This is a genomic window from Methylobacterium sp. CCH5-D2, from assembly GCF_001556475.1.
Taxonomy (GTDB): domain Bacteria; phylum Pseudomonadota; class Alphaproteobacteria; order Rhizobiales; family Beijerinckiaceae; genus Methylobacterium; species Methylobacterium hispanicum.
Map to the genome: position 1 here is coordinate 1 of NZ_LSIX01000040.1, position 18,178 is coordinate 18,178.

The following is an 18,178-nucleotide window of genomic DNA, read 5'->3' on the forward strand; positions in this document are numbered from 1 at the left end:
CGGGGCGGGGCGCGCCCGGCAGGTCGGGTTCGCCTGAAGGCTACGGAAAACACCGGTTCCGTTCCCCGCGCAGGTTGCATACAAGGCGGTTCGTCCCACGCGCCGCACAGGTTCCGAAGCTTCCGCGTCCGCGCCGACGCCGGAGAGACCGACACAGAGATCGCATCCTTGGCCCAGCCCCAGTTCGCCGAGCGCCCCACCCGCTCCGACAACCTGACCTGGCACACCCTGCAGCCCCGCGAGGAGCGCTGGCGGGCGCTCGGCCAGCGCCCGGCCATCGCGTGGTTCACGGGCCTGTCGGGGGCCGGAAAGTCCAGCATCGCCAACGCCGCCGACCGGGCGCTGACGGAGGCCGGGCGCCACACCATGGTGCTCGACGGGGACAACCTGCGCCACGGGCTCAACCGCGACCTCGGCTTCAGCGCCGCCGACCGCGCCGAGAACATCCGCCGCGCCGCCGAGACCGCCCGGCTGATGGCCGAGGCCGGGCTCGTGGTGGTGGTCTCGCTGATCTCGCCCTTCCGCGAGGAGCGGGCGATGGCGCGGCGCATCGCGGGCGACGTCCCGTTCCTCGAGGTCTTCATCGACACGCCGCTCGCGGTCTGCGAGGCGCGCGACCCGAAGGGGCTCTACGACCGGGCGCGGGCCGGCAAGATCCCGGACTTCACCGGCATCTCGGCGCCCTACGAGGCGCCTGAGGCGCCCGATCTCGTGATCCGCACGCAGGGGCTCTCGGTCGAGGATTCGGCCGGGACGCTGATCCCGCCGCTTCTGCGCCTCAGCGCCGCGGCCTGAGCCGGACCGTGGCGGCGGACCCCTTCCTCTCCGGCTTCACGCTGCGCGACATCGATGCGGGCGGCATCCGGATCCGCGCGGCCACCGGCGGCTCCGGGCCGCCCCTCCTCCTCCTGCACGGCCATCCGCAGACGCACAGCACCTGGCACGCGGTCGCTCCCCTCCTCGCCCGGCGCTTCAGCGTGGTGGCGATGGACCTGCGCGGCTACGGCGATTCCGACAAGCCCGAGGGCGGCCCCGGCCACGCCGCCTACGCCAAGCGCGCGATGGCGGCCGACGCGGTCGCGGTGATGCGCGCGCTCGGCCACGCGCGCTTCGCCGTGGTGGGCCATGACCGCGGCGGGCGCGTCGCGCACCGCATGGCCCTCGACCACCCGCAGGCGGTGACGCGGCTCGCCCTGTTCGACATCGCGCCGACCGCGACCATGTACGCGCGCACCGACAAGGCCTTCGCGACCGCCTATTTCTGGTGGTTCTTCCTGATCCAGCCGGCGCCCCTGCCCGAGCGCCTGATCGGCGCCGACCCGGAATTCTTCCTGCGCACCCACGTGGACGGGCAGTCGAAGACGCCCGGCAGCCCGGGCCCCGAGCTCTTCGCCGAATATCTCAGGGTCTATTCCGACCCGGCGACCCGCCACGCCATCTGCGAGGATTACCGCGCGGCCGCGACGATCGACTTGGAGCACGACGCCGCCGACGCCGGCCGGCGCATCGCCGTGCCGCTCCTGGCGCTCTGGGGCGCCAAGGGGACGGTGGGCCGGACCTACGACGTGCTGGCGACGTGGCGCGAGAAGGCCGACGACGTGCGCGGCCACGCCCTCGATTGCGGCCACACCCTGCAGGAGGAGCGCCCGGATCTCGTGCTCGCCGCGCTGGAAGACTTCCTGAATGAAGACCCAGGGCTTCGCCCTGGACCCACGAAAGGCCTCGGCCTTTCGAAACCATGATCTGATCCGCCCTACTCCCCGACGCCGAACAGCTTCTCGAAGAAGTTGCGGTCGTCCTGGGGCTGGGCCTGGCGGCGGCGGGGTTGCGGCTGGGCCGGCTGCGGGTTGGTGCCGAAGATCTGGCCCAGGATCTCCTCCGGGCCGCCCGCGCTCGCCACCGAGGCCGTGGTCGCCGCCTCCGGCGCCCGGCGCCAGCGGTTCATGCCGGGCAGCGGCACGGGCGTCTGACCTTTCAGCGCCACGCTCATGTAGCTCTTCCAGATCTCGACCGGCAGGTTGCCGCCCGAGGCCTTCTTGGTCGGCTCGCCGTCGTCGTTGCCGAGCCACACGCCCGTGACGAGCGTGCCCGAGTAGCCGATGAACCACGCATCGCGAAAATCCTGGCTCGTCCCGGTCTTCCCGGCGAGGTCCCAGCCCGCGATGTCGCCCTTGCGCGCGGTGCCCGACACGAAGGTCTCGTGCATCATCGCGTTCATCATGCCGGCCGCGTTCGGGTCGATGACCCGGCCGAGCCCGCCCTCGCCGCGCCGGTACAGCACCTTGCCGCCGGCAGTCTTCACGGAGGCGACGACGTACGGGATCACGCCGGTTCCGCCGTTGGCGAAGGCCCCGTAGGCGCCGACCATCTCCAGCGGCGTCACCTCGGAGGTGCCGAGCGCGATCGAGCCGTTGGCCTGGAGCGGCGAGGAGATGCCGAGGCGCTGGGCCGTCTGCACCACGGCCTTCGGGCCGACCTCCTGGCCGAGGCGCACCGCCACCGTGTTGAGCGATTGCGCCAGCGCGCTGCGGAGCGTCACCGAGCCCTCGTAGCGGTGCGAGTAGTTCTCGGGCGCCCAGTTTCCGATCCGGATCGGGGCGTCCTCGCGCACGCTGTCGGGGGTCGCGCCGCGCTCGACCGCCGCGAGGTAGACGAAGGGCTTGAACGAGGAGCCGGGCTGGCGCCGCGCGGTGGTGGCCCGGTTGAACTGGCTCTGGGCGTAGTCGCGTCCGCCGATCAGCGCGCGGATCGCGCCGTCCGGCTTCATCGAGACCAGCGCGCCCTGGTGGACGTTGTAGCGCGTGCCCTGCTTGTTCAACTCGTCCACCAGCGCCCGCTCGGCGGTCGCCTGGAGGGAGGTGTCCACCGTGGTCTGCACCACGATGTCGCTCTCGAACTTGCCGACGAAGTCGTCGAGCACGTCCATCACGAGGTCGGCGACGTAGTTGGCCGAGCCGCCGCCGCGGCTGCCCGCGGGCTTGGCGGGTTGCGCCAGCGCCACCTTCGCGTCCTGGGCCGGCACGAAGCCGAGGTCCTGCATGGCCGCCAGCACCTGGGCGGCGCGCGCCTGGGCCGCGGGGAGGTTGCGGTTCGGCGCGAGCCGGGACGGCGCCTGGACGAGGCCGCCGAGCATCGCGGCCTCGGCGAGGCTCACGCTCTTGGCGGGCTTGCCGAAATAGCGCTGCGCCGCCGCCTCGACGCCGTAGGCGCCGGCACCGAAATAGACGCGGTTGAGATAGAGCTCGAGGATCTCGTCCTTCGTGTACTTGTGCTCCAGCCACAGCGCCAGGATCGCCTCCTGGATCTTGCGCGAGGCCGAGCGCTCCGGCGTCAGGAACAGGTTCTTGGCGAGCTGCTGGGTCAGCGTCGAGCCGCCCTGCGCCACGCCGCGCCGGGTCAGGTTCTGCGCCACCGCGCGGGCGATGCCGACCGGATCGACGCCGAAATGGCCGTAGAAGCGCCGGTCCTCGATCGCCACGAAGGCGCGCGGCAGGTAGGGCGGCAGCTCCTTGATCGAGACGACGCGCCCGCCGGTCTCGCCGCGGTTGGCCATCAGCGAGCCGTCGCTGGCCAGGATCGCGATGTTGGGCGGCCGCTTCGGTACGGCGAGCTGGTCGATGGGGGGCAGCTGCGAGGCGTGGTAGGCGACGAGGCCCGCGACTCCGATCACCGCCCAGAGCCCGAGCACGACGCAGCCGTAGGCGAGCCGCCCGAGGAACGAGCCGCGCCGCTTCCTCGGCTTGCGGGCGGGGCTGCGCCGCTGGGGAGCGCCGGTGCCCGAACCGCCCTTGGCGCCACCCTTGGCGCGGCCCTTGGCGCCGCCGTCCCGCCCCGATGAAGCCACGCCACCTCCCGCCCGATCCTGGTGGGACAGGCGCAGGTCGAGGGTGCCGGGGCCCGCGACGCGGCCTTCCGGCACGTCGAAGTTCGGCTCGCCCCGGTCCCGTCCGCGTCCGTTCGCCATGCCCTCATCCGGTCCTGCGGGTGCGCCGGCTCGCGTCCGGCGCCGGCCCGTGACCCTGCTTCGGCACCGTAAATGCGGCGGGTTTAAGAGGTCTTTACCATCGGGGCGGGCGCCGGCCCCCGCCGGGGGAGCGTCCGCGCGGGCGTCCGGGATCCCGCGCGGAGGGGCCTTCCGGGCGCCGTCGGGCGGCCCGGTCCGAATACGCGCGGGACGGCGCGGCGATGCGTCGAATGCGAGGGAGTTTCGCAAGCCGCGGTTGAAGGGTTTCGACTTCGATGGGCCTTCTGCGGATCCCTGCCGGGACCGGGACAAGGGCCCACGATGATCGACGCCGTACAGAGCGCGGCCGGCGGCATGGCCGCCGCCCAGGCCCGCTTCACCGAAGCCGCCGTACAGGTCGCCCGCATGCGGGCCGGTCCCTCCGGCACCGGGCAGGCCACCGACACCGGGAAGGCCACCGGGACCGATCTGCCCGCCGCGGCGCGGATCGAGCTCTCGCAGGCGGCCCGGGAGATCGCCGCGTCGCGGGCGGGCTTCGCCGCCGACGCCGCCGCCGCCCGGGTCGCGGACGACGCGACGCGGCGCCTCCTCGACGTGAGGGCCTGACCCCATGGCCGCCGCAAGCCTCGCGCCGCACCGCGTCCCAGCGGACCCCGCCGAGCGCCGCGCCTCGCCCCGCACGCGCGTCGATGAGAACGGGCTGATCTCCATCGACGAGCACACCTCCCTGCCCTGCCTGATCTACGACCTCTCCGATCACGGCGTCCGGCTGGTCTCGCTCGACGCCACCTGCGTGCCGGAGATCTTCCTCCTCGCGGCGCGGCCCTTCGCCGAGCCGCGGGTCTGCCGGGTGGTGTGGCGCGGGCCGGAGGAGATCGGCGCCCGCTTCGCCGCGTCCTGAGCGCTACGGGCCGCCGACGGGCGCCGGCCGCGGCGCGAGCGGCGCGTCGGCCCGGTTGGGCGCCCCGGTGCCGGCGAGGTGGAAGGCGCGCGGCCGCCGGAACAGGACGTCGAGCCGGGTGCCGCGGACCAGCCGCTCGAGGACGAGCGGCACCAGGGCGGCGCTCGCCGCGACGATCAGGCAGGCGAGGCCGACATCCGTGATCAGCCCGGTTTCCACGACGAGCGTCCGCGCGACCGCCATCGGCAGGAAGAAGGCGAGGTAGATCGCGATCGAGCGGTGGCCGCAGGTGCGCAGGGCCCGCGCGACGGGGCCGCCCCCCTCCGCGAGCAGCACGGCGGCGGCGACGAGCGCGACCGCGCCGAGCGCCCCCGCCGCGAGACCCAAGCCCGGCAGGCTCGCGAGCGGCGGCGAGCCCGGCCCGGCGGCCGGCGTCAGGGCGATCCAGCCTTCGGCGAGCGCCCAGAGCGCGAGGGCGCCGAGCGCCGGGCCGGGCCGGGCCCGGACCGCTTCCGCCAGGGCGAAGACCCGTCCGGCGAAGAGGTAGCCCGCGACGAAGAACACGTAGCGGGCGCAGAACTCCTCCACGAGGTAGGAGGGCGTGTGGGGGGGGAAGACCTGCAGCAGCGCCGCCCCGCCGAGCAGCACCGGGCCGGGCAGCCGCCGCAGCAGCTTCGTCACCACCGAGAACACGGCGAGCAGGTAGATGAACCAGAGCGAGGCGTAGGGCTCGACCAGCGCCAGGGCGAGGTGGCGCAGGAACGCCGCCGGGCCGCCGTCGCCCGCGATCTCGCCGTACTTCGCCGCCGACTGGATCAGCAGCCAGAGCCCGTAGAAATAGGCGAAATGCACCACCCGCTTGTCGGCGAAGGTGCGCCAGCCGCGCCCGATCACCCGGCCGAGGAACAGGCCCGAGAGCAGGAAGAAGGCCGGGATCCGGAAGGGCTGGGCGAAGGCCACGAGCGGGTGCAGGAAGCCCTCGCCGCCCATCGCGGCACCGGTGCCGAGCGTCGCGTGCATCGTGACGACGAGCAGGATGCACAGGCCCTTGGCCACGTCGACCCAGGCGAGACGCAGGCCGTCCTCCGGCGTCGTTCCGGCTCTCGGGTCCATCCGCGCCTCCTCAACCCCCAGGTGCAACCGGTCGTCGCGGGCATCGTGCCAGGATTCGCGGTGCGAGCGCAGCTTTGGGTGAAGACTTGGTTAAGGCGTCACCGGTCCCGCCGGGCGCCGCGGCGCTCGCGGGTGGTCCGGGTGGCGGCGTGGAAGTCGTCGGGCTTGGTGCGGACCCAGGCGAGGAAGCGGGCGATCTCCGGATCCGTCCGCAGGGCCTCGACGTCTGCGAGCCGGCGGGCGATCTCGGCCTCGCTGTAGCGGGCGTGGATCGCCGAGTGGCAGATCTGGTGCAGCCGCACCGTGCCCCGATGGGTCCCGCCCTTCAGCTTCGGCGTGAGGTGATGCAGGCTCGAGCGCGCGCCCGGCGGGATCGGTCGGTCGCAGAGCGGGCAGATCGTCGGCGCGGCCGCCAGCGGCCCGTGCGTCGCCGGGTCGTCGTCGCGCCACCTGCGGTCCCGCCTGCCCAAATCGACGCCTCCCGGCCGACCATATGGGGCGCGCCGCCCCGCTCAGCGGGCCGCGGCCGCCGCGGCATCGGGACACGCGCGGGCGGCCCCGAACAGGGCGGCGGCCTCCCCGTCGCGCGCGCCCAGGATGCTGACATGGTCGCCCGGGATCGGTTCGAACCGGGCCCTCCCCGCCTCCGCGAGCCGGCGGCCGAGGCGCTCGGGCACCACCGGGTCGTCCGTGCCGTGGACGATCAGGATCGGGCCGGAGAGTCCCGCGATGCGCAGGTCCGACCGGTAGGTGTCGCGCAGGAGCCAGCCCGGCGCCGCCGGGACATGCACGCGCGCGGCCGAGACCATCGAGTCGAACGGCGCCTCCAGGTAGAGGCCCGCGAAAGCTCCGGCGGGCAGCCGCGCCGCGACCGCCACCGCGACCGCCGCCCCCAGCGAGTGGCCGTGCAGCAGGATCGGCGCGCCCGGCGCCCGCGCGCGCGCCGCCGCCACGGCGGCGAGCCCGTCGGCGATCAGCCCGTCCTCGGAGGGCGCGCCGGTCGAGCCCGGATAGCCCCGGTAGGCCGGGGCCAGCACGCCCCAGCCGGCAGCAGCCCAGGGATCGGCGACGAAGCGCTCCGCGTGGTATTCCGGCAGCGAGGCGTTGCCGTGGAAGCTCACCACCACGCCGCAGCCCGGGCGCGGCGCCCGCCACAGGGCGTAGAGGCGTTCCCCATCCGCCGTCTCTAAGGTGATCGCCGCGGCTCCCGGCGGCACGGCCCGGTCGCCGGCGGGGGCGGCCTCGCCGTAGGCGCCGGGATAGATCAGCCGCCGCTGCACCAGCGCCAGGGCCCCGACCCCGCCCGCGGAGAGGAGCGCCGCGGCGGCGAGCAGGAGAATCGGGAGGCGCATCGGGACGCTCGGGCCGGGAAGGAGGCCCCGTTATAGCGGCGCCCGCCCCGCGCGCGAGGCGCGGCCGGCGCGGCGGAATGCCGAGATGCGGGGCGCGCCGGTGATCCGGGCGCGCCGTGTCAGGCGCGGCCGCGCCCGCGGCATTGACAAGGCCCCGTAAACCACGGAGGCTCCCGGCCGTTCCGAGGGGAGCCCCGTGAGGGGGGCTGAGATTGGGCCCGGCGGCCCTGACCCTTGAACCTGATCCGGCTCATACCGGCGGAGGGACGGGAACCTGCGGCCTGCTCGTTCGAGCCGGCTCTCACCCGCTCCTCGTCCGGGATTCGGATCGCTCCAAGGAACCAGGGAGAGATCCACGATGAACGCACCCGTCCTGCCCAAAGACGTGAAGGGCTCGCCCGAGAGCGTCACCACCGGCCCCGTCCACGGCTCGCGCAAGGTGTACGCGCCGGTCGCCGGCCGCGACGACATCCGGGTGCCGTTCCGCGAGATCGCGCTGACCGACCCGAAGGAGGCGCCGGTCCGCGTCTACGATCCGTCGGGCCCCTACACCGAGACGGATGCACGTATCGACCTCCTCAACGGCCTGCCCCAGGTGCGCGAGCCCTGGATCGCGGCCCGCGGCTACGCCACCGCCGAGCCCCGCGCGGTCAAGCCCGAGGACAACGGCTTCGCCTCCGCCGACAAGCTGGTCGCCCCCTGCCCCGCCGAGCGCACGCTGCGCAAGGCCGCGCCCGGCCAGATGGTGACGCAGTACGAGTTCGCCCGCGCCGGGATCGTCACCGAGGAGATGATCTACGTCGCCCATCGTGAGAACCTCTGCCGCGAAGAGATGCTGGAGCGGGCCGAGGCCGCGCTCGCGGACGGCGAGAATTTCGGCGCGGCGGTGCCGGCCTTCATCACCCCGGAATTCGTGCGCGACGAGATCGCCCGCGGCCGGGCGATCATCCCGGCCAACATCAACCACACCGAATTGGAGCCGATGGCGATCGGCCGGAACTTCCTGGTGAAGATCAACGCCAATATCGGCAACTCGGCGGTGACGTCCTCGGCGGCCGAGGAGGTCGAGAAGCTGGTCTGGTCGATCCGCTGGGGCGCCGACACGGTGATGGATCTCTCGACGGGGCGCAACATCCACAACATCCGCTCGTGGATCGTGCGGAACTCCCCCGTGCCGATCGGCACCGTGCCGATCTACCAGGCGCTGGAGAAGGTCGGCGGCGACCCGCTCAAACTCGACTGGGAGGTCTTCAAGGACACGCTGATCGAGCAGGCCGAGCAGGGCGTCGACTACTTCACGATCCACGCCGGCGTGCGCCTCGCCCACGTGCCGCTCACCGCGCGCCGCGTCACCGGCATCGTCTCGCGCGGCGGCTCGATCATGGCGCGCTGGTGCCTCGCCGGGCACCGCGAGTCGTTCCTCTACGAGCGCTTCGATGAGATCTGCGACATCATGCGGGCCTACGACGTGTCGTTCTCGCTGGGCGACGGCCTGCGCCCCGGCTCGATCGCCGACGCCAACGACGCGGCGCAGTTCGCCGAGCTCGAGACCTTGGGCGAGCTCACCAAGATCGCCTGGGACAAGGGCTGCCAGGTGATGATCGAGGGCCCCGGCCACGTGCCGATGCACAAGATCAAGGTGAACATGGAGAAGCAGCTGCGCGAGTGCGGCGAGGCGCCGTTCTACACGCTCGGCCCGCTGACCACCGACATCGCGCCGGGCTACGACCACATCACCAGCGGCATCGGCGCCGCGATGATCGGCTGGTTCGGCACGGCGATGCTCTGCTACGTCACGCCGAAGGAGCACCTCGGGCTCCCGAACCGCGACGACGTGAAGACGGGCGTCATCACCTACAAGATCGCCGCGCACGCCGCCGATCTCGCCAAGGGCCACCCGGCCGCCCAGCTGCGCGACGACGCCTTGTCGCGGGCGCGGTTCGACTTCCGCTGGGAGGACCAGTTCAACCTCTCGCTCGATCCCGACACGGCGCGCGCCTACCACGACGAGACCCTGCCGAAGGACGCCCACAAGGTCGCCCATTTCTGCTCGATGTGCGGGCCGAAATTCTGCTCGATGAAGATCACGCAGGACCTGCGCGCCGAGGTGCTGGCCATGGAGGAGGCCGGCGCGGTGATCCACGCGGCGCCCGTCATGTCCGAGGCCCAGCGCGAGGCCGGCATGAAGGCGAAGTCGGAGGAGTTCCTCGCCGAGGGCGGCAAGCTCTACGTCGACGCCGCCGAGTAGGCCGGGACGGGGCATCCGGTGAGCGACAGGGCGGCGGGTTCCGAGAGGGCCCGCCGCCTTTTTCATGGCCGGTCCGGGCGCGTACAATTTCTCGGGCCCCGGTCACCCCGCGTTAACGGTTCTTCTGAAAGGCCTCCTCGCGTTAAAGCCGCGGTCATCATCCGGGCGCCAGATGGACCTCTGTATTCTATCGGAGGCCCATGGCCATGAGCGAGATCGGCAGCGTGCAACCGGCGGACCGGCCGGCGCCCGTCGTCGCGCCCGTCGCGGCTGCCGCGCCGGCGCGCGCGGTCGCGGCGGAGCCCACGCGCACCCCGCTCGAGCCGGCGGTGAAGCTCGACCTGAGCGCGGAGGCGGATGCCCCCTCCCCCGCGCAGACGGAGGCGGATTACCGCGCGCAGTACGTGCGCGACGCGGACGCGCGACAGATGGTCTACCAAGTGGTCGATCCGGCCTCGGGCGACATCGTCGTGCAGCTCCCGACCGTGACGGTGCTGAAGGCCCGCGCCTACGCGGAGCGCGAGGCCGCGCAGACGGCACGCGCCGGCGCGCAGACGGCGCAGGTCGACCGCAAAGCCTGACGGCGCCGGTCGTCAGCCGCGCAAACGAAGAGGGCCGGGGCGATCTGCCCCGGCCCTCTTCGTTTGTCCGGCTCGTGTTCGGCCCGACGGCTCGGGCGCCGCTGTGAGGCGGCGCCCGTCCCTGCTCCTTACCGGAGGAGCTGCAGCACGCTCTGCTGGGCCTGGTTGGCCAGCGAGAGGGCCGAGACGGTCAGCGACTGGCGGGTCGAGAGGGCCTGCGAGTTTGCCGCCTCCTCGTTGAGGTCCGCGTCGGTGAGCTTCGACGAGCCGGTCTGCAGCACGTTGATGATCTGCTTGTTGAAGTCCTGCCGGTTCTGCACCACCGACAGGTTCGAGCCGAAGGTCGAGGCCTGCTGGCGCAGGGCCGTCGAGGCCTGCGTCAGCGAGGAGATGACCTTGTTGGTCGAGGAGATGTCCTCGAACTCGTTCAGACCGTTCTGCCCGAGCTTGGTCAGGCCGAGACCCGACGGATCGAAGGTGACGCCGATCAGGTTCATCGTCGATGAGCCCTTCTCGTTGAACGTCAGCTTCAGCGTGTCGCCGTTCAGCAGGTTGACGCCGTTGAATGAGGCGTCCTGGGCGGTCGTCTTGATGTTGTCCAGGATCTGGTTGAACTGCGAGAGCAGCGACTTGCGAGTATTCTGCGAGTTCACGTCCTCGACCGGCGCCTGGGCGGTCGAGAACAGCGCCGACGCGGTGCCGCCGATGGTGCCGCCATCGGCCGTGCTGCCGATCGTCGACGAGGCGTAGTCGTTCGTCGTCGAGATCGTCAGCTTGCCGCTGGCGTCGAGGGCCGCCTGCATGTTGTTGAGGGCGAGCTTGGCGTTGAGGCCGTCCAGCGTCTTCACCGTGCCGTTGGTGCCGTCGCCGAAGGTGACGTTGACCGCGGTGCCGTTGTTCAGCGAGCCGAAGGTCAGCGTCTTGCCAGAGAGACCGCCGGGGGTGGAGCTGCGTGATGCAGTGAAGCTCGTATCGGTTCCTGCATTACCAGCGAGGCCCAGGGCTGATAGAGCATTTCCGGTGCCGGTGATATTGAGATCAGCCGTTGTCCCGGTGCTGATCTTCAGGATTCCTCCGGCAATAGACGAATTTGTCGCGCCTGCGGTCGTTGCGAGCGTAGTCTTTGCGGAGCCTGTGGTTGCCTTTTGGGCGCCTGTCGCTATGTCAACGGCGTTAAGCACATCAGTAAGTGTCGCCGTCTGCAAATAGACAATAGAGTTGCCGCTTCCATCTGTCTCAACTGGCGTGTCTGCGTTCGAGCTGTTTTGAACGACGCCTGGGCGAGTGCTGCTGGATGCGGGTGCCTCTGCGTCTTTGAAAGTAATTGTCTTGCCATTCACTGTTAGAGTTGAGCCGTCAGCGATCAGAGTGCCCAGGCCTGCTGATCCAGCGGTGCGTGCCACATTGACCGAAGCTGTTCCGCCTCCAGTCGCTGACGTGATGCCGATGGAGGCGAGGATATCTGCCTTGCCGGAGATATTCAGATCGGCGCCAACTGAACTCTTCAGGGTTACGATATGACTCGTGTCGTTGATAGATGAGATCGTCTGGGTTGAACTCGCTGTTACCGTCGCGGCGCCAGCCGAGATCGCAGCCTTCCTTACGCCGCTAGCAAGGTCGATCGCAGAGAGCAGATCGGTGATAGTGCCGCTGCCGAGGTAGACGGTCGAGTTTCCGCTGCCATCCGTCACTACCTGGCCACCAGTAGTAACGCCGGAACCAGCCGGTACATCGGCCGCCGCAGGCGCTGCGCCGCTACGGAATGTGATAGAGCGGCCATTCACCGTTAGCGTGTCGCCGGCTGCAGGTCCGTTCGTCAGGCTGCTCAGTGTCGTCGTCGCAGTTGCCGTACCCGCTGCCGTACCGGCAAGAGTACCTTGTGTACCGCCGAGCTTTGTTGCGTTTGTTGCTGCGGTCGCGCCGGCGGCATTTCCGCTGAATAGAACATTGCTGCTCGCCTGCGCGTTCGCGTACGACGTCGTCCCACGCAGATCTGCGGCGGTCGCGCCGGTGATCGTGGTCGAGACGTTCGACTTGGTGGAGTAGCCGATCGTCGCCTGCAGCGCCTGGTTGGCGACCGACTTGGCGTTGTCGACGAGCTTCTGCAGCGAGGTGATGCCGGTGTTGGCGGCCTGGATCACCTGCACGCCGTTCGAGATCGAGTCGAGGATGTTCGAGAGGTCGCCGGCGCGGTTGTCGAGGCCCTGGGCCGTGAAGAACGAGCTCGGGCTGTCGAGGGCGGTGTTGACCTTCTTGCCGGTCGCGAGGCGGTTCTGCGTGGTCGACAGGAGGCTGGCCGTATCCTGGGCCACGAGCAGGTTCTGCCGGGTGGCAGACGAGAGGGTGATGCTGGACATCGGGGCGATCCGTGCTGATCTGTGGTCCTGCCTTTCTGGCAGTCGCCCCAGAGATCACGCGGGCCCTTGCCGAGCCCTTAAGCTGATCCGCGAGGTTCCTTGCGTGAGACGCCCGGCGCGGTTTTTCCGAGGGCCGCGTTGAGTCACGGTTAACGAAGCGTGACTAGGGTGGCGTCAGGTTCCCCGGAGAGCACGCCATGCCCCTGCGCATCGAACTGAAGCCGTTCGAGCGGCTGATCATCAACGGGGCGGCGATCCGCAACGGCGAGCGTCGCGCCGCCTTCCTGATCGAGACGGCGTGCAAGTTCCTGCGCGAGAGCGAGATCATCACCGAGAGCGAGGCCGACACGCCCTGCAAGCGCCTGCACCTGACGTTGACGGTAATCTACCTCTCGGAGGAGCCGACCGGGCCGCTCGCCCTGTTCTACGCGCAGGCGGCCGAACTCGTCCGCCAGGCGCCCGGCACGGCCCCCTACCTCGCGGCGATCCAGCAGGAACTGGAGGCGGGGCGCCACCACGCCGCGATCAAGCGCGCCCGCGACCTCGTCGCCTACGAGCGCGCGCACCTTGCGCCCGCGGCGGAGCCGGGGGCGGCCTGAGGGGCGTCAGCGGCCCTGGAGGCCGGCCGCCAGGTTCTGGTTGATGGTGATCAGGGCGTCGAGCTTCTCGCGCGAGGGATCGACCATGGTGTCGAGGATCCGGCGGAACACGAAGGCCGCGAGGTTGGCCACGTCCTGCTGCAGGTCCGGCGGCAGCGGGCTTGCCGGGTCGGTCGCGGCGGTTGCCAGGATCGTCCAGACCTTCTGGTTGAAGGTGAGCACCGCGTTGAGGCCGGCCGCGTGGTTGTCCCAGTCGTCGCGCGCCGCCTGGAGCTGACGCGCGGCCTTCATCAGCACCGCGGCTTCCGCCTCGCGCGGGCTGAGCGCGACCTGCGCGGTTCTGGCATAGGCGTTGGCGGCGTAGCTCATGCGGACCCGATCCCTGCAACCCGTTCCCGGACGGCGGATGCCGCCCTGCGGGGCATCGCCCGGGATTGATCACACGGTAAGCTTAAGGGTGTGTAAGCGCGGGCCGCCGCAATCGCGCCCGCATGCGGTGCCAGACCGGCGCCGGTGCGTGGGGCTCTCAGGCCCCGGGAATGCTGTCTTGCGATGACGAACTTTCTGCTCGGGGCGGTCGCCGGGGCGCTCTTCGCCTGCGTCGGCACCATCGCGGCCGTGCGCCAGCCGGAGATCCAGACCCGTCTCGGGCTGCGGCCCGCGGCGATGCTCGCCGCCGCCCGGAAGGTCGGCTCCGTCGAGATGCTGCTCTCGCCGCGCCGCTTCTGGTGGATCGCGCCCTGAGGGCCCGCGATCCCGCCGCCCGCCTCAGACGCTGCTGAGCAGGAACATCAGCGCCGTCGTGGCGACCGTGGTGCTGAGGAAGCCGCACAGGGCGGCCGCGAAGGACGGGCCGGTCCGTGCGCCGAGCGAGGGGCTGGCGACGTCTTGACCGAGGTCCTGGCCGAGGCTCTGGTTCATGGCGGAGATCCTGTCGCCGACGGGCTCGCGTCGGGCATGGGTTAAGAGTGCGGTCAAGCTCGCGCGGCTTCTGTGCGGAGGCGCACGCGCTCGCCCGGCATGCGGGATGATGTGGAGGGGCGGCCCGGTCCCGGGCCGCTAGTCGCAGCGGTTGATCCGCTTGGCGACGCGCAGGGCGCGCAACTCGCTGCGCAGGTCGATCGCCACCACGCCGGCCCCGCAATCGTCGAAGGCGTCGCGGGCGTCGTTGTAGCGGTCGCCGACCTCGTCGAGCGTGTCGCAGACCCGGTCGTGGTCGCCGAGGCGGGCTTCCTGGCGCGCCTGGTAGCGGAGCGCCGCCGCCTCGTCGACCTTGCGCCGGGCCTCGATGCAGGCGGGTGCCGCGAGAGCCGCCTGCGTGGCCAGGGCGAGCCCGAGTGCGGCGATGGCGGCTTTGAGGGGCTGTTGCATGGGAACACCGTGGAAACGGGCGCCGGGGTCCCGACGAGCGGAGATCCGCTCCCTGGCCCTTGCGCGTCTGTGACGTGGTCCGAGGTGGTCCGTCATCCGGACACGGGAGGGGCGGAGGTCGCGGGCGGCCTCCCTGCCGGGCGGTTGCCGCATCCTCCTGTCTTCTGGCCTGGAAACGGCAGAGCTAAGCCGATGGTTCCGCGGGACGTTTCGCGCCGCGCCGCCGCGAGACCAGGATCTCGGCGAGCGTGACCGGTACGAAGCCCTGGGCATCGACGCCGACGTCGTACTGCCTGGGGATCGGCTTGAGCTGTCCGTGGCTATGCCCGTGCAGGTTGAGTGCGCCCCGGCCGATCCCATTCCAGGTCCTGAAGGCGTAGTGGCACAGGACGAGGCGGCGCGCCTCGACGGCGACCTCCGCATAGGGGCCGACCCAGGCCCAGCCCGGCGCCGCGAGCGTGTCGGGCCCGTCGTTGTTCCCGCTGATCAGGCGCTTGGTGCCGTGGAGCGCGTCCAGGATCTGGCGCAGGCGCGGTCCGCTCGGCCCGAGGGCGAAGTCGCCGAGGTGCCAGACCTCGTCCTCGGGCGCGACGCGCGCGTTCCATGCGGCGATGAGGGCGGCGTCGTGCGCCGCGAGGTCCGGAAACGGCCTGCGGTCGAGCCGCAGCACCCGCGGATCCCCGAAATGGGTGTCGCTGGTGAAGAAGACGGTCATGGCGCGGCGCAGGATTCCCTCAACGACGCGCGGCCCCGCATCCCGTTCCATCGCGAAGCCCGCGACCGATGCGGCCGGACGGCGGATTCGGCTGGACAGGAGGCGGAGGGCCCTTTAACCAAGGCTGCGACGCGGGCGTAGTTCAGTGGTAGAACGTCAGCTTCCCAAGCTGAATGTCGTCGGTTCGATCCCGATCGCCCGCTCCATCGATCCCCTGGAACCGGACGCGTCGGCAGCCGCGGAACCTTCGAGGTTCCCGCGGCGTCCCCTTCCCGCATCCCCTCGCTTTCGCCGTCGCGGAATGCCCGCGATGGAGCGCGCCGCTCCGGGGGCCGGCCGGAATCGGCTGGCGTTCGGCGCGACACGGAGGGCCGGCCCTGAACGGAACGCTCGGGTCCGAGCGCGCGAAACCGGATCAGCGGGAGCAGCCCACACAGATCCCCCGCGTGATCGCGTCGTCGCGGACCTGTTCGGGCGTGCGCCGTTCGATCGTGCTGCTCTCGTTGGGATCGAGCTTGTCCGGCCTCGGCACGGTCTTGCCGCTCTTCGCGATGTAGTCCGTCCTGTCGGCGACCGCCTGCGGCGGATCCGACCGGACCGCGTCCTGTCCCAGCGCCGGCAGTGAACCCAGAAGCCCAAGCAGGATTCCAGCGGTCACCGAATGTCGCGCAGACATGGCGATCTCCCTAGACGTTCGGGGCAGGATTTCAGGGCGGCTTACGGGCAGGCGCTTTGATGCAGGTCAAAGCGAGACACGCGGATCGACCGGAAGGAAGGCGGCGAGCTTCCTGGGTCAGTCATGCTCCTGTCCAGCGATGCGGCAGGTCCTGTCGTCCCTGAGCCGTCCGAGCGCAGCCCGCGCACGACGAAGCCGGCCGTCGACCACCGCACCGCGGTCGGACTGCCATCACCTCTCATGACCGGAGGTTTGTCATGGTTTCCAGCCTTCAGAGGATCGTAGGCGCGGGCGTGGTCGCAGCCGGTCTCGCGGCCGGCGGAAGCGCACCCGTCGGTGCGGCCCCGCTTCCCGCCGCATCGGTCGAGCAGGTCGCCGGCGCAAAACTCACCGAGCAGGTGTACTGGTACGGGTGGGGACCAGGCTGGGGCGCGGCCCTGGCGACCGGCGCCGTCGTCGGGGGTGCCCTGGGGCTGGCGGCCGCTGCAACGGCGCCGATCGATCCCTACTGGTACGGGTACCCGGCCTATTATCCAGCCTCCTATCCGTATCCCGTCTACGTCCGCCGCTACCGGCGAGCCTACTGGTCGCCCTATGGCTGGCGGGGCTACGATACCGACTACCGTGTCTATCGTCGCGCCTTCTGGCGCACCTATGGCTGGGGCTATCCGCGGGTCTATTATCGGCGAGCCTACTGGTACTGACGCCGGCGTGCTGTGCGACGCGCCAGCGGATGGCATCGAGATCCGGGCGGGTCCGCGCATCCGCGGGCGACCTGCCTTGGTCGGCGCTCGATGGCCGCACCTCGGGCGGTGTGGTATCCGTGAGGGATGTCCGAAGCTCTCGAGATTGCCCACGGCGATTTCGGCCGTGTGGCCCTGCTCGACATGGACCGCGGCCTCGTCCGGCACGCGCATCATCACTGCCATGTCCTGCTGAAGGTCGAGGGCGACGACACGCAGTTCCTGGTCGGCGAGCGCGTCGTCCGCCTCACCGACGAGCAGGCCGTCCTCGTCAACGCCTGGGAGACGCACGCCTACCTGCACGATCCGGCGCGCGACAAGGCGATGATCCTCGCGCTCTACATCGAGCCGGCCTGGCTCGGATCCTTCCGCGACAACTGGGCGGCGAGCGGCGCGCCGGGCTTCTTCGAGCAGCCGGTCGGCCTGATCACGGCCCGGATCCGGCAACTCGCCCGGGACCTCGCGGGCGAGATGGTCTACGCGCCGGATTCGCGCCGCATCCGCGAGACCCTGCTGCCCGGGCTGATGATCGCCCTGATCGAGCGCTTCACCGCGTGGCGCGAGGCCGGGTCCTCCCTGCGGGGGGCGAGCCGCAACCGGGACTGGCGCGTGCAGCGGGCCATCGCCCGGATCCGGGCCGAGCCCGGGACCGGGAGCGGCATCGACGCGCTCGCGCGCGAGGTCGGGCTCTCGCGGGCCCACTTCTACCGCCTGTTCGAGCAGACGACCGGCGCCTCGCCCAACGTCTTCAAGAACGCCGTCCGGGTCGAGCGCGCGGTCCGGACCATCGTCGGCACCGACCAGGGCCTGACGGAGCTCTCGCTCGGCCTCGGCTTCTCCACGCCCGCGCATTTCTCGCGCTTCTTCCGCGACCATGTCGGCGTCCCGCCGAGCGTCTTCCGCGGCATCGTGCGCCGGGGCGCCCCGCCGCCGGCCTGAGCGCCGCCGCGCATCCTGCCGCGGCGCTTTTTGAGACGTCTGGGTAAGTCGCGAGACGCGGCGGGATCCTCCGTCGCGTGGCACGCGATGCATCCTCCTCGAACCGGGCCGGCAAGAGCCCTGGGCGAGGAAGCGAACGTTGGGCATCGAGCACATCCCGTTCGTCGGACGGTCGGTCGAGCGCGTCGAGGACGCGGGCCTTCTGTCGGGGCGCGGGCGCTACATCGACGATCTGGGCACGAAGCCGGGCACGCTGCACGCGGCGATCCTGCGCTCGCCCCACGCGCACGCGGACATCGTCGAGATCGACGCCGCCGCCGCGCTGGCGCTGCCGGGCATCGCGGCCGTGATCACCGGGCGCGACCTCCTCGACATCACCGCGGGCCTCGTCCCGGCGGTCCGCGCGGCCGTGGATGCCCGCGCCGTCGCGGTCGACCGGGTCCGCTACGTCGGCGAGCCGGTCGCCGTCGTCCTGGGGAGCGACCGCTACGTCGCGGAGGACGGCTGCGACCTCATCGAGGTCGCCTACCGGCCGCGCCCGGCCGTGGTCGACCCGCTCGCGGCGCTGGCGCCCGACGCCCCCATCCTCCACGACGGCGTCGGGCGCCAGCGCCGCGAG

At 71.3% G+C, this 18,178-nt stretch carries 20 protein-coding genes, 1 tRNA gene, 1 pseudogene and 1 riboswitch; of the genes and pseudogenes, 12 read left to right on the top strand and 10 right to left on the bottom strand.

Annotation, left to right across the window (positions count from 1 at the left end):
* The first annotated feature begins 168 nt into the window (after positions 1-168).
* Together cysC and AX737_RS00875 are read left to right on the top strand one after the other, a co-directional pair.
* On the top strand, positions 169-795 hold the full coding sequence (gene cysC, locus AX737_RS00870) for an adenylyl-sulfate kinase (protein ID WP_082772802.1): 627 nt from the start codon (positions 169-171) through the stop codon (positions 793-795).
* Positions 796-803: 8 nt separating this feature from the next.
* The gene (locus AX737_RS00875) at positions 804-1,742 is read left to right on the top strand and encodes an alpha/beta hydrolase (protein ID WP_066918253.1); all 939 of its coding nucleotides are present in this window, start codon (positions 804-806) and stop codon (positions 1,740-1,742) included.
* 11 nt (positions 1,743-1,753) lie between these two features.
* Here the strand turns inward: AX737_RS00875 and AX737_RS00880 are convergent, their stop codons facing one another.
* Positions 1,754-3,964, bottom strand: coding sequence for a transglycosylase domain-containing protein (locus AX737_RS00880; RefSeq protein ID WP_066918256.1), 2,211 nt, complete (start codon positions 3,962-3,964; stop codon positions 1,754-1,756).
* A 321-nt stretch (positions 3,965-4,285) separates the two neighbouring features.
* Here AX737_RS00880 and AX737_RS00885 point away from each other — a divergent pair, with 321 nt between their 5' ends.
* Together AX737_RS00885 and AX737_RS00890 are read left to right on the top strand one after the other, a co-directional pair.
* Complete coding sequence (locus tag AX737_RS00885) at positions 4,286-4,570, top strand: hypothetical protein (protein WP_066918258.1); 285 nt, start codon at positions 4,286-4,288, stop codon at positions 4,568-4,570.
* Between the two features lie 4 nt (positions 4,571-4,574).
* Positions 4,575-4,865 (top strand): PilZ domain-containing protein, encoded by a 291-nt coding sequence (locus tag AX737_RS00890; RefSeq protein WP_066918259.1) that lies wholly within the window; start codon positions 4,575-4,577, stop codon positions 4,863-4,865.
* 3 nt (positions 4,866-4,868) lie between these two features.
* Here AX737_RS00890 and AX737_RS00895 read toward each other — a convergent pair whose 3' ends face one another.
* The 3 genes from AX737_RS00895 to AX737_RS00905 all read right to left on the bottom strand — a co-directional run bounded on the left by AX737_RS00895 (position 4,869) and on the right by AX737_RS00905 (position 7,330).
* Positions 4,869-5,978 (bottom strand): acyltransferase family protein, encoded by a 1,110-nt coding sequence (locus AX737_RS00895; protein WP_066918261.1) that lies wholly within the window; start codon positions 5,976-5,978, stop codon positions 4,869-4,871.
* 98 nt (positions 5,979-6,076) lie between these two features.
* Complete coding sequence (locus tag AX737_RS00900; RefSeq protein WP_066918263.1) at positions 6,077-6,448, bottom strand: restriction endonuclease; 372 nt, start codon at positions 6,446-6,448, stop codon at positions 6,077-6,079.
* A gap of 42 nt (positions 6,449-6,490) precedes the next feature.
* The gene (locus AX737_RS00905) at positions 6,491-7,330 is read right to left on the bottom strand and encodes an alpha/beta hydrolase (RefSeq protein ID WP_066918265.1); all 840 of its coding nucleotides are present in this window, start codon (positions 7,328-7,330) and stop codon (positions 6,491-6,493) included.
* A 175-nt stretch (positions 7,331-7,505) separates the two neighbouring features.
* A riboswitch (TPP riboswitch) is annotated at positions 7,506-7,614 on the top strand.
* A gap of 74 nt (positions 7,615-7,688) precedes the next feature.
* On the opposite strand from AX737_RS00905, the gene thiC reads away from it, so the two are divergent.
* Positions 7,689-9,578 (top strand): phosphomethylpyrimidine synthase ThiC, encoded by a 1,890-nt coding sequence (gene thiC / locus AX737_RS00910; protein WP_066918266.1) that lies wholly within the window; start codon positions 7,689-7,691, stop codon positions 9,576-9,578.
* A 206-nt stretch (positions 9,579-9,784) separates the two neighbouring features.
* Entirely contained in the window at positions 9,785-10,159 is a 375-nt protein-coding gene (locus tag AX737_RS00915) for a hypothetical protein (RefSeq protein ID WP_156453448.1), read from the top strand.
* A 128-nt stretch (positions 10,160-10,287) separates the two neighbouring features.
* Here AX737_RS00915 and AX737_RS00920 read toward each other — a convergent pair whose 3' ends face one another.
* Positions 10,288-12,516, bottom strand: coding sequence for a DUF1522 domain-containing protein (locus tag AX737_RS00920; protein ID WP_066918270.1), 2,229 nt, complete (start codon positions 12,514-12,516; stop codon positions 10,288-10,290).
* A 197-nt stretch (positions 12,517-12,713) separates the two neighbouring features.
* Between AX737_RS00920 and AX737_RS00925 the strand changes: the two genes are divergently transcribed.
* A complete protein-coding gene (locus AX737_RS00925; protein ID WP_066918272.1) occupies positions 12,714-13,115 on the top strand; it encodes a flagellar biosynthesis repressor FlbT in 402 nt (133 codons plus the stop codon).
* A gap of 6 nt (positions 13,116-13,121) precedes the next feature.
* Here AX737_RS00925 and flaF read toward each other — a convergent pair whose 3' ends face one another.
* Positions 13,122-13,484, bottom strand: a complete 363-nt coding sequence (gene flaF / locus AX737_RS00930; RefSeq protein WP_066918274.1) for a flagellar biosynthesis regulator FlaF — start codon at positions 13,482-13,484, stop codon at positions 13,122-13,124.
* A 183-nt stretch (positions 13,485-13,667) separates the two neighbouring features.
* Here flaF and AX737_RS00935 point away from each other — a divergent pair, with 183 nt between their 5' ends.
* Positions 13,668-13,859 (top strand): hypothetical protein, encoded by a 192-nt coding sequence (locus AX737_RS00935; RefSeq protein ID WP_066918276.1) that lies wholly within the window; start codon positions 13,668-13,670, stop codon positions 13,857-13,859.
* 24 nt (positions 13,860-13,883) lie between these two features.
* Here AX737_RS00935 and AX737_RS33930 read toward each other — a convergent pair whose 3' ends face one another.
* From AX737_RS33930 to AX737_RS00945, 3 genes are all read right to left on the bottom strand, one after another.
* Entirely contained in the window at positions 13,884-14,036 is a 153-nt protein-coding gene (locus AX737_RS33930; protein ID WP_197430407.1) for a hypothetical protein, read from the bottom strand.
* A gap of 138 nt (positions 14,037-14,174) precedes the next feature.
* Positions 14,175-14,486 carry a hypothetical protein gene (locus AX737_RS00940; RefSeq protein ID WP_066918279.1) on the bottom strand — a complete coding sequence of 104 codons (312 nt, stop codon included), beginning with the start codon at positions 14,484-14,486 and terminating at the stop codon, positions 14,175-14,177.
* A 184-nt stretch (positions 14,487-14,670) separates the two neighbouring features.
* Positions 14,671-15,201: a metallophosphoesterase gene (locus AX737_RS00945; RefSeq protein WP_066918288.1), complete on the bottom strand. Its 531-nt coding sequence runs from the start codon at positions 15,199-15,201 to the stop codon at positions 14,671-14,673.
* A gap of 131 nt (positions 15,202-15,332) precedes the next feature.
* Between AX737_RS00945 and AX737_RS00950 the strand changes: the two genes are divergently transcribed.
* Positions 15,333-15,407: transfer RNA gene (locus AX737_RS00950), tRNA-Gly, on the top strand.
* Between the two features lie 209 nt (positions 15,408-15,616).
* Here the strand turns inward: AX737_RS00950 and AX737_RS00955 are convergent.
* Entirely contained in the window at positions 15,617-15,877 is a 261-nt protein-coding gene (locus AX737_RS00955) for a hypothetical protein (protein WP_066918280.1), read from the bottom strand.
* Between the two features lie 398 nt (positions 15,878-16,275).
* On the opposite strand from AX737_RS00955, the gene AX737_RS00960 reads away from it, so the two are divergent.
* The 3 genes and pseudogenes from AX737_RS00960 to AX737_RS00970 form a co-directional block, all read left to right on the top strand.
* Positions 16,276-16,581 (top strand): hypothetical protein, encoded by a 306-nt coding sequence (locus AX737_RS00960; RefSeq protein ID WP_156453449.1) that lies wholly within the window; start codon positions 16,276-16,278, stop codon positions 16,579-16,581.
* A 126-nt stretch (positions 16,582-16,707) separates the two neighbouring features.
* A complete protein-coding gene (locus tag AX737_RS00965; protein WP_066918284.1) occupies positions 16,708-17,559 on the top strand; it encodes an AraC family transcriptional regulator in 852 nt (283 codons plus the stop codon).
* A 139-nt stretch (positions 17,560-17,698) separates the two neighbouring features.
* Positions 17,699-18,178 (top strand): annotated as a pseudogene (locus AX737_RS00970) (xanthine dehydrogenase family protein molybdopterin-binding subunit); the annotation flags it as partial.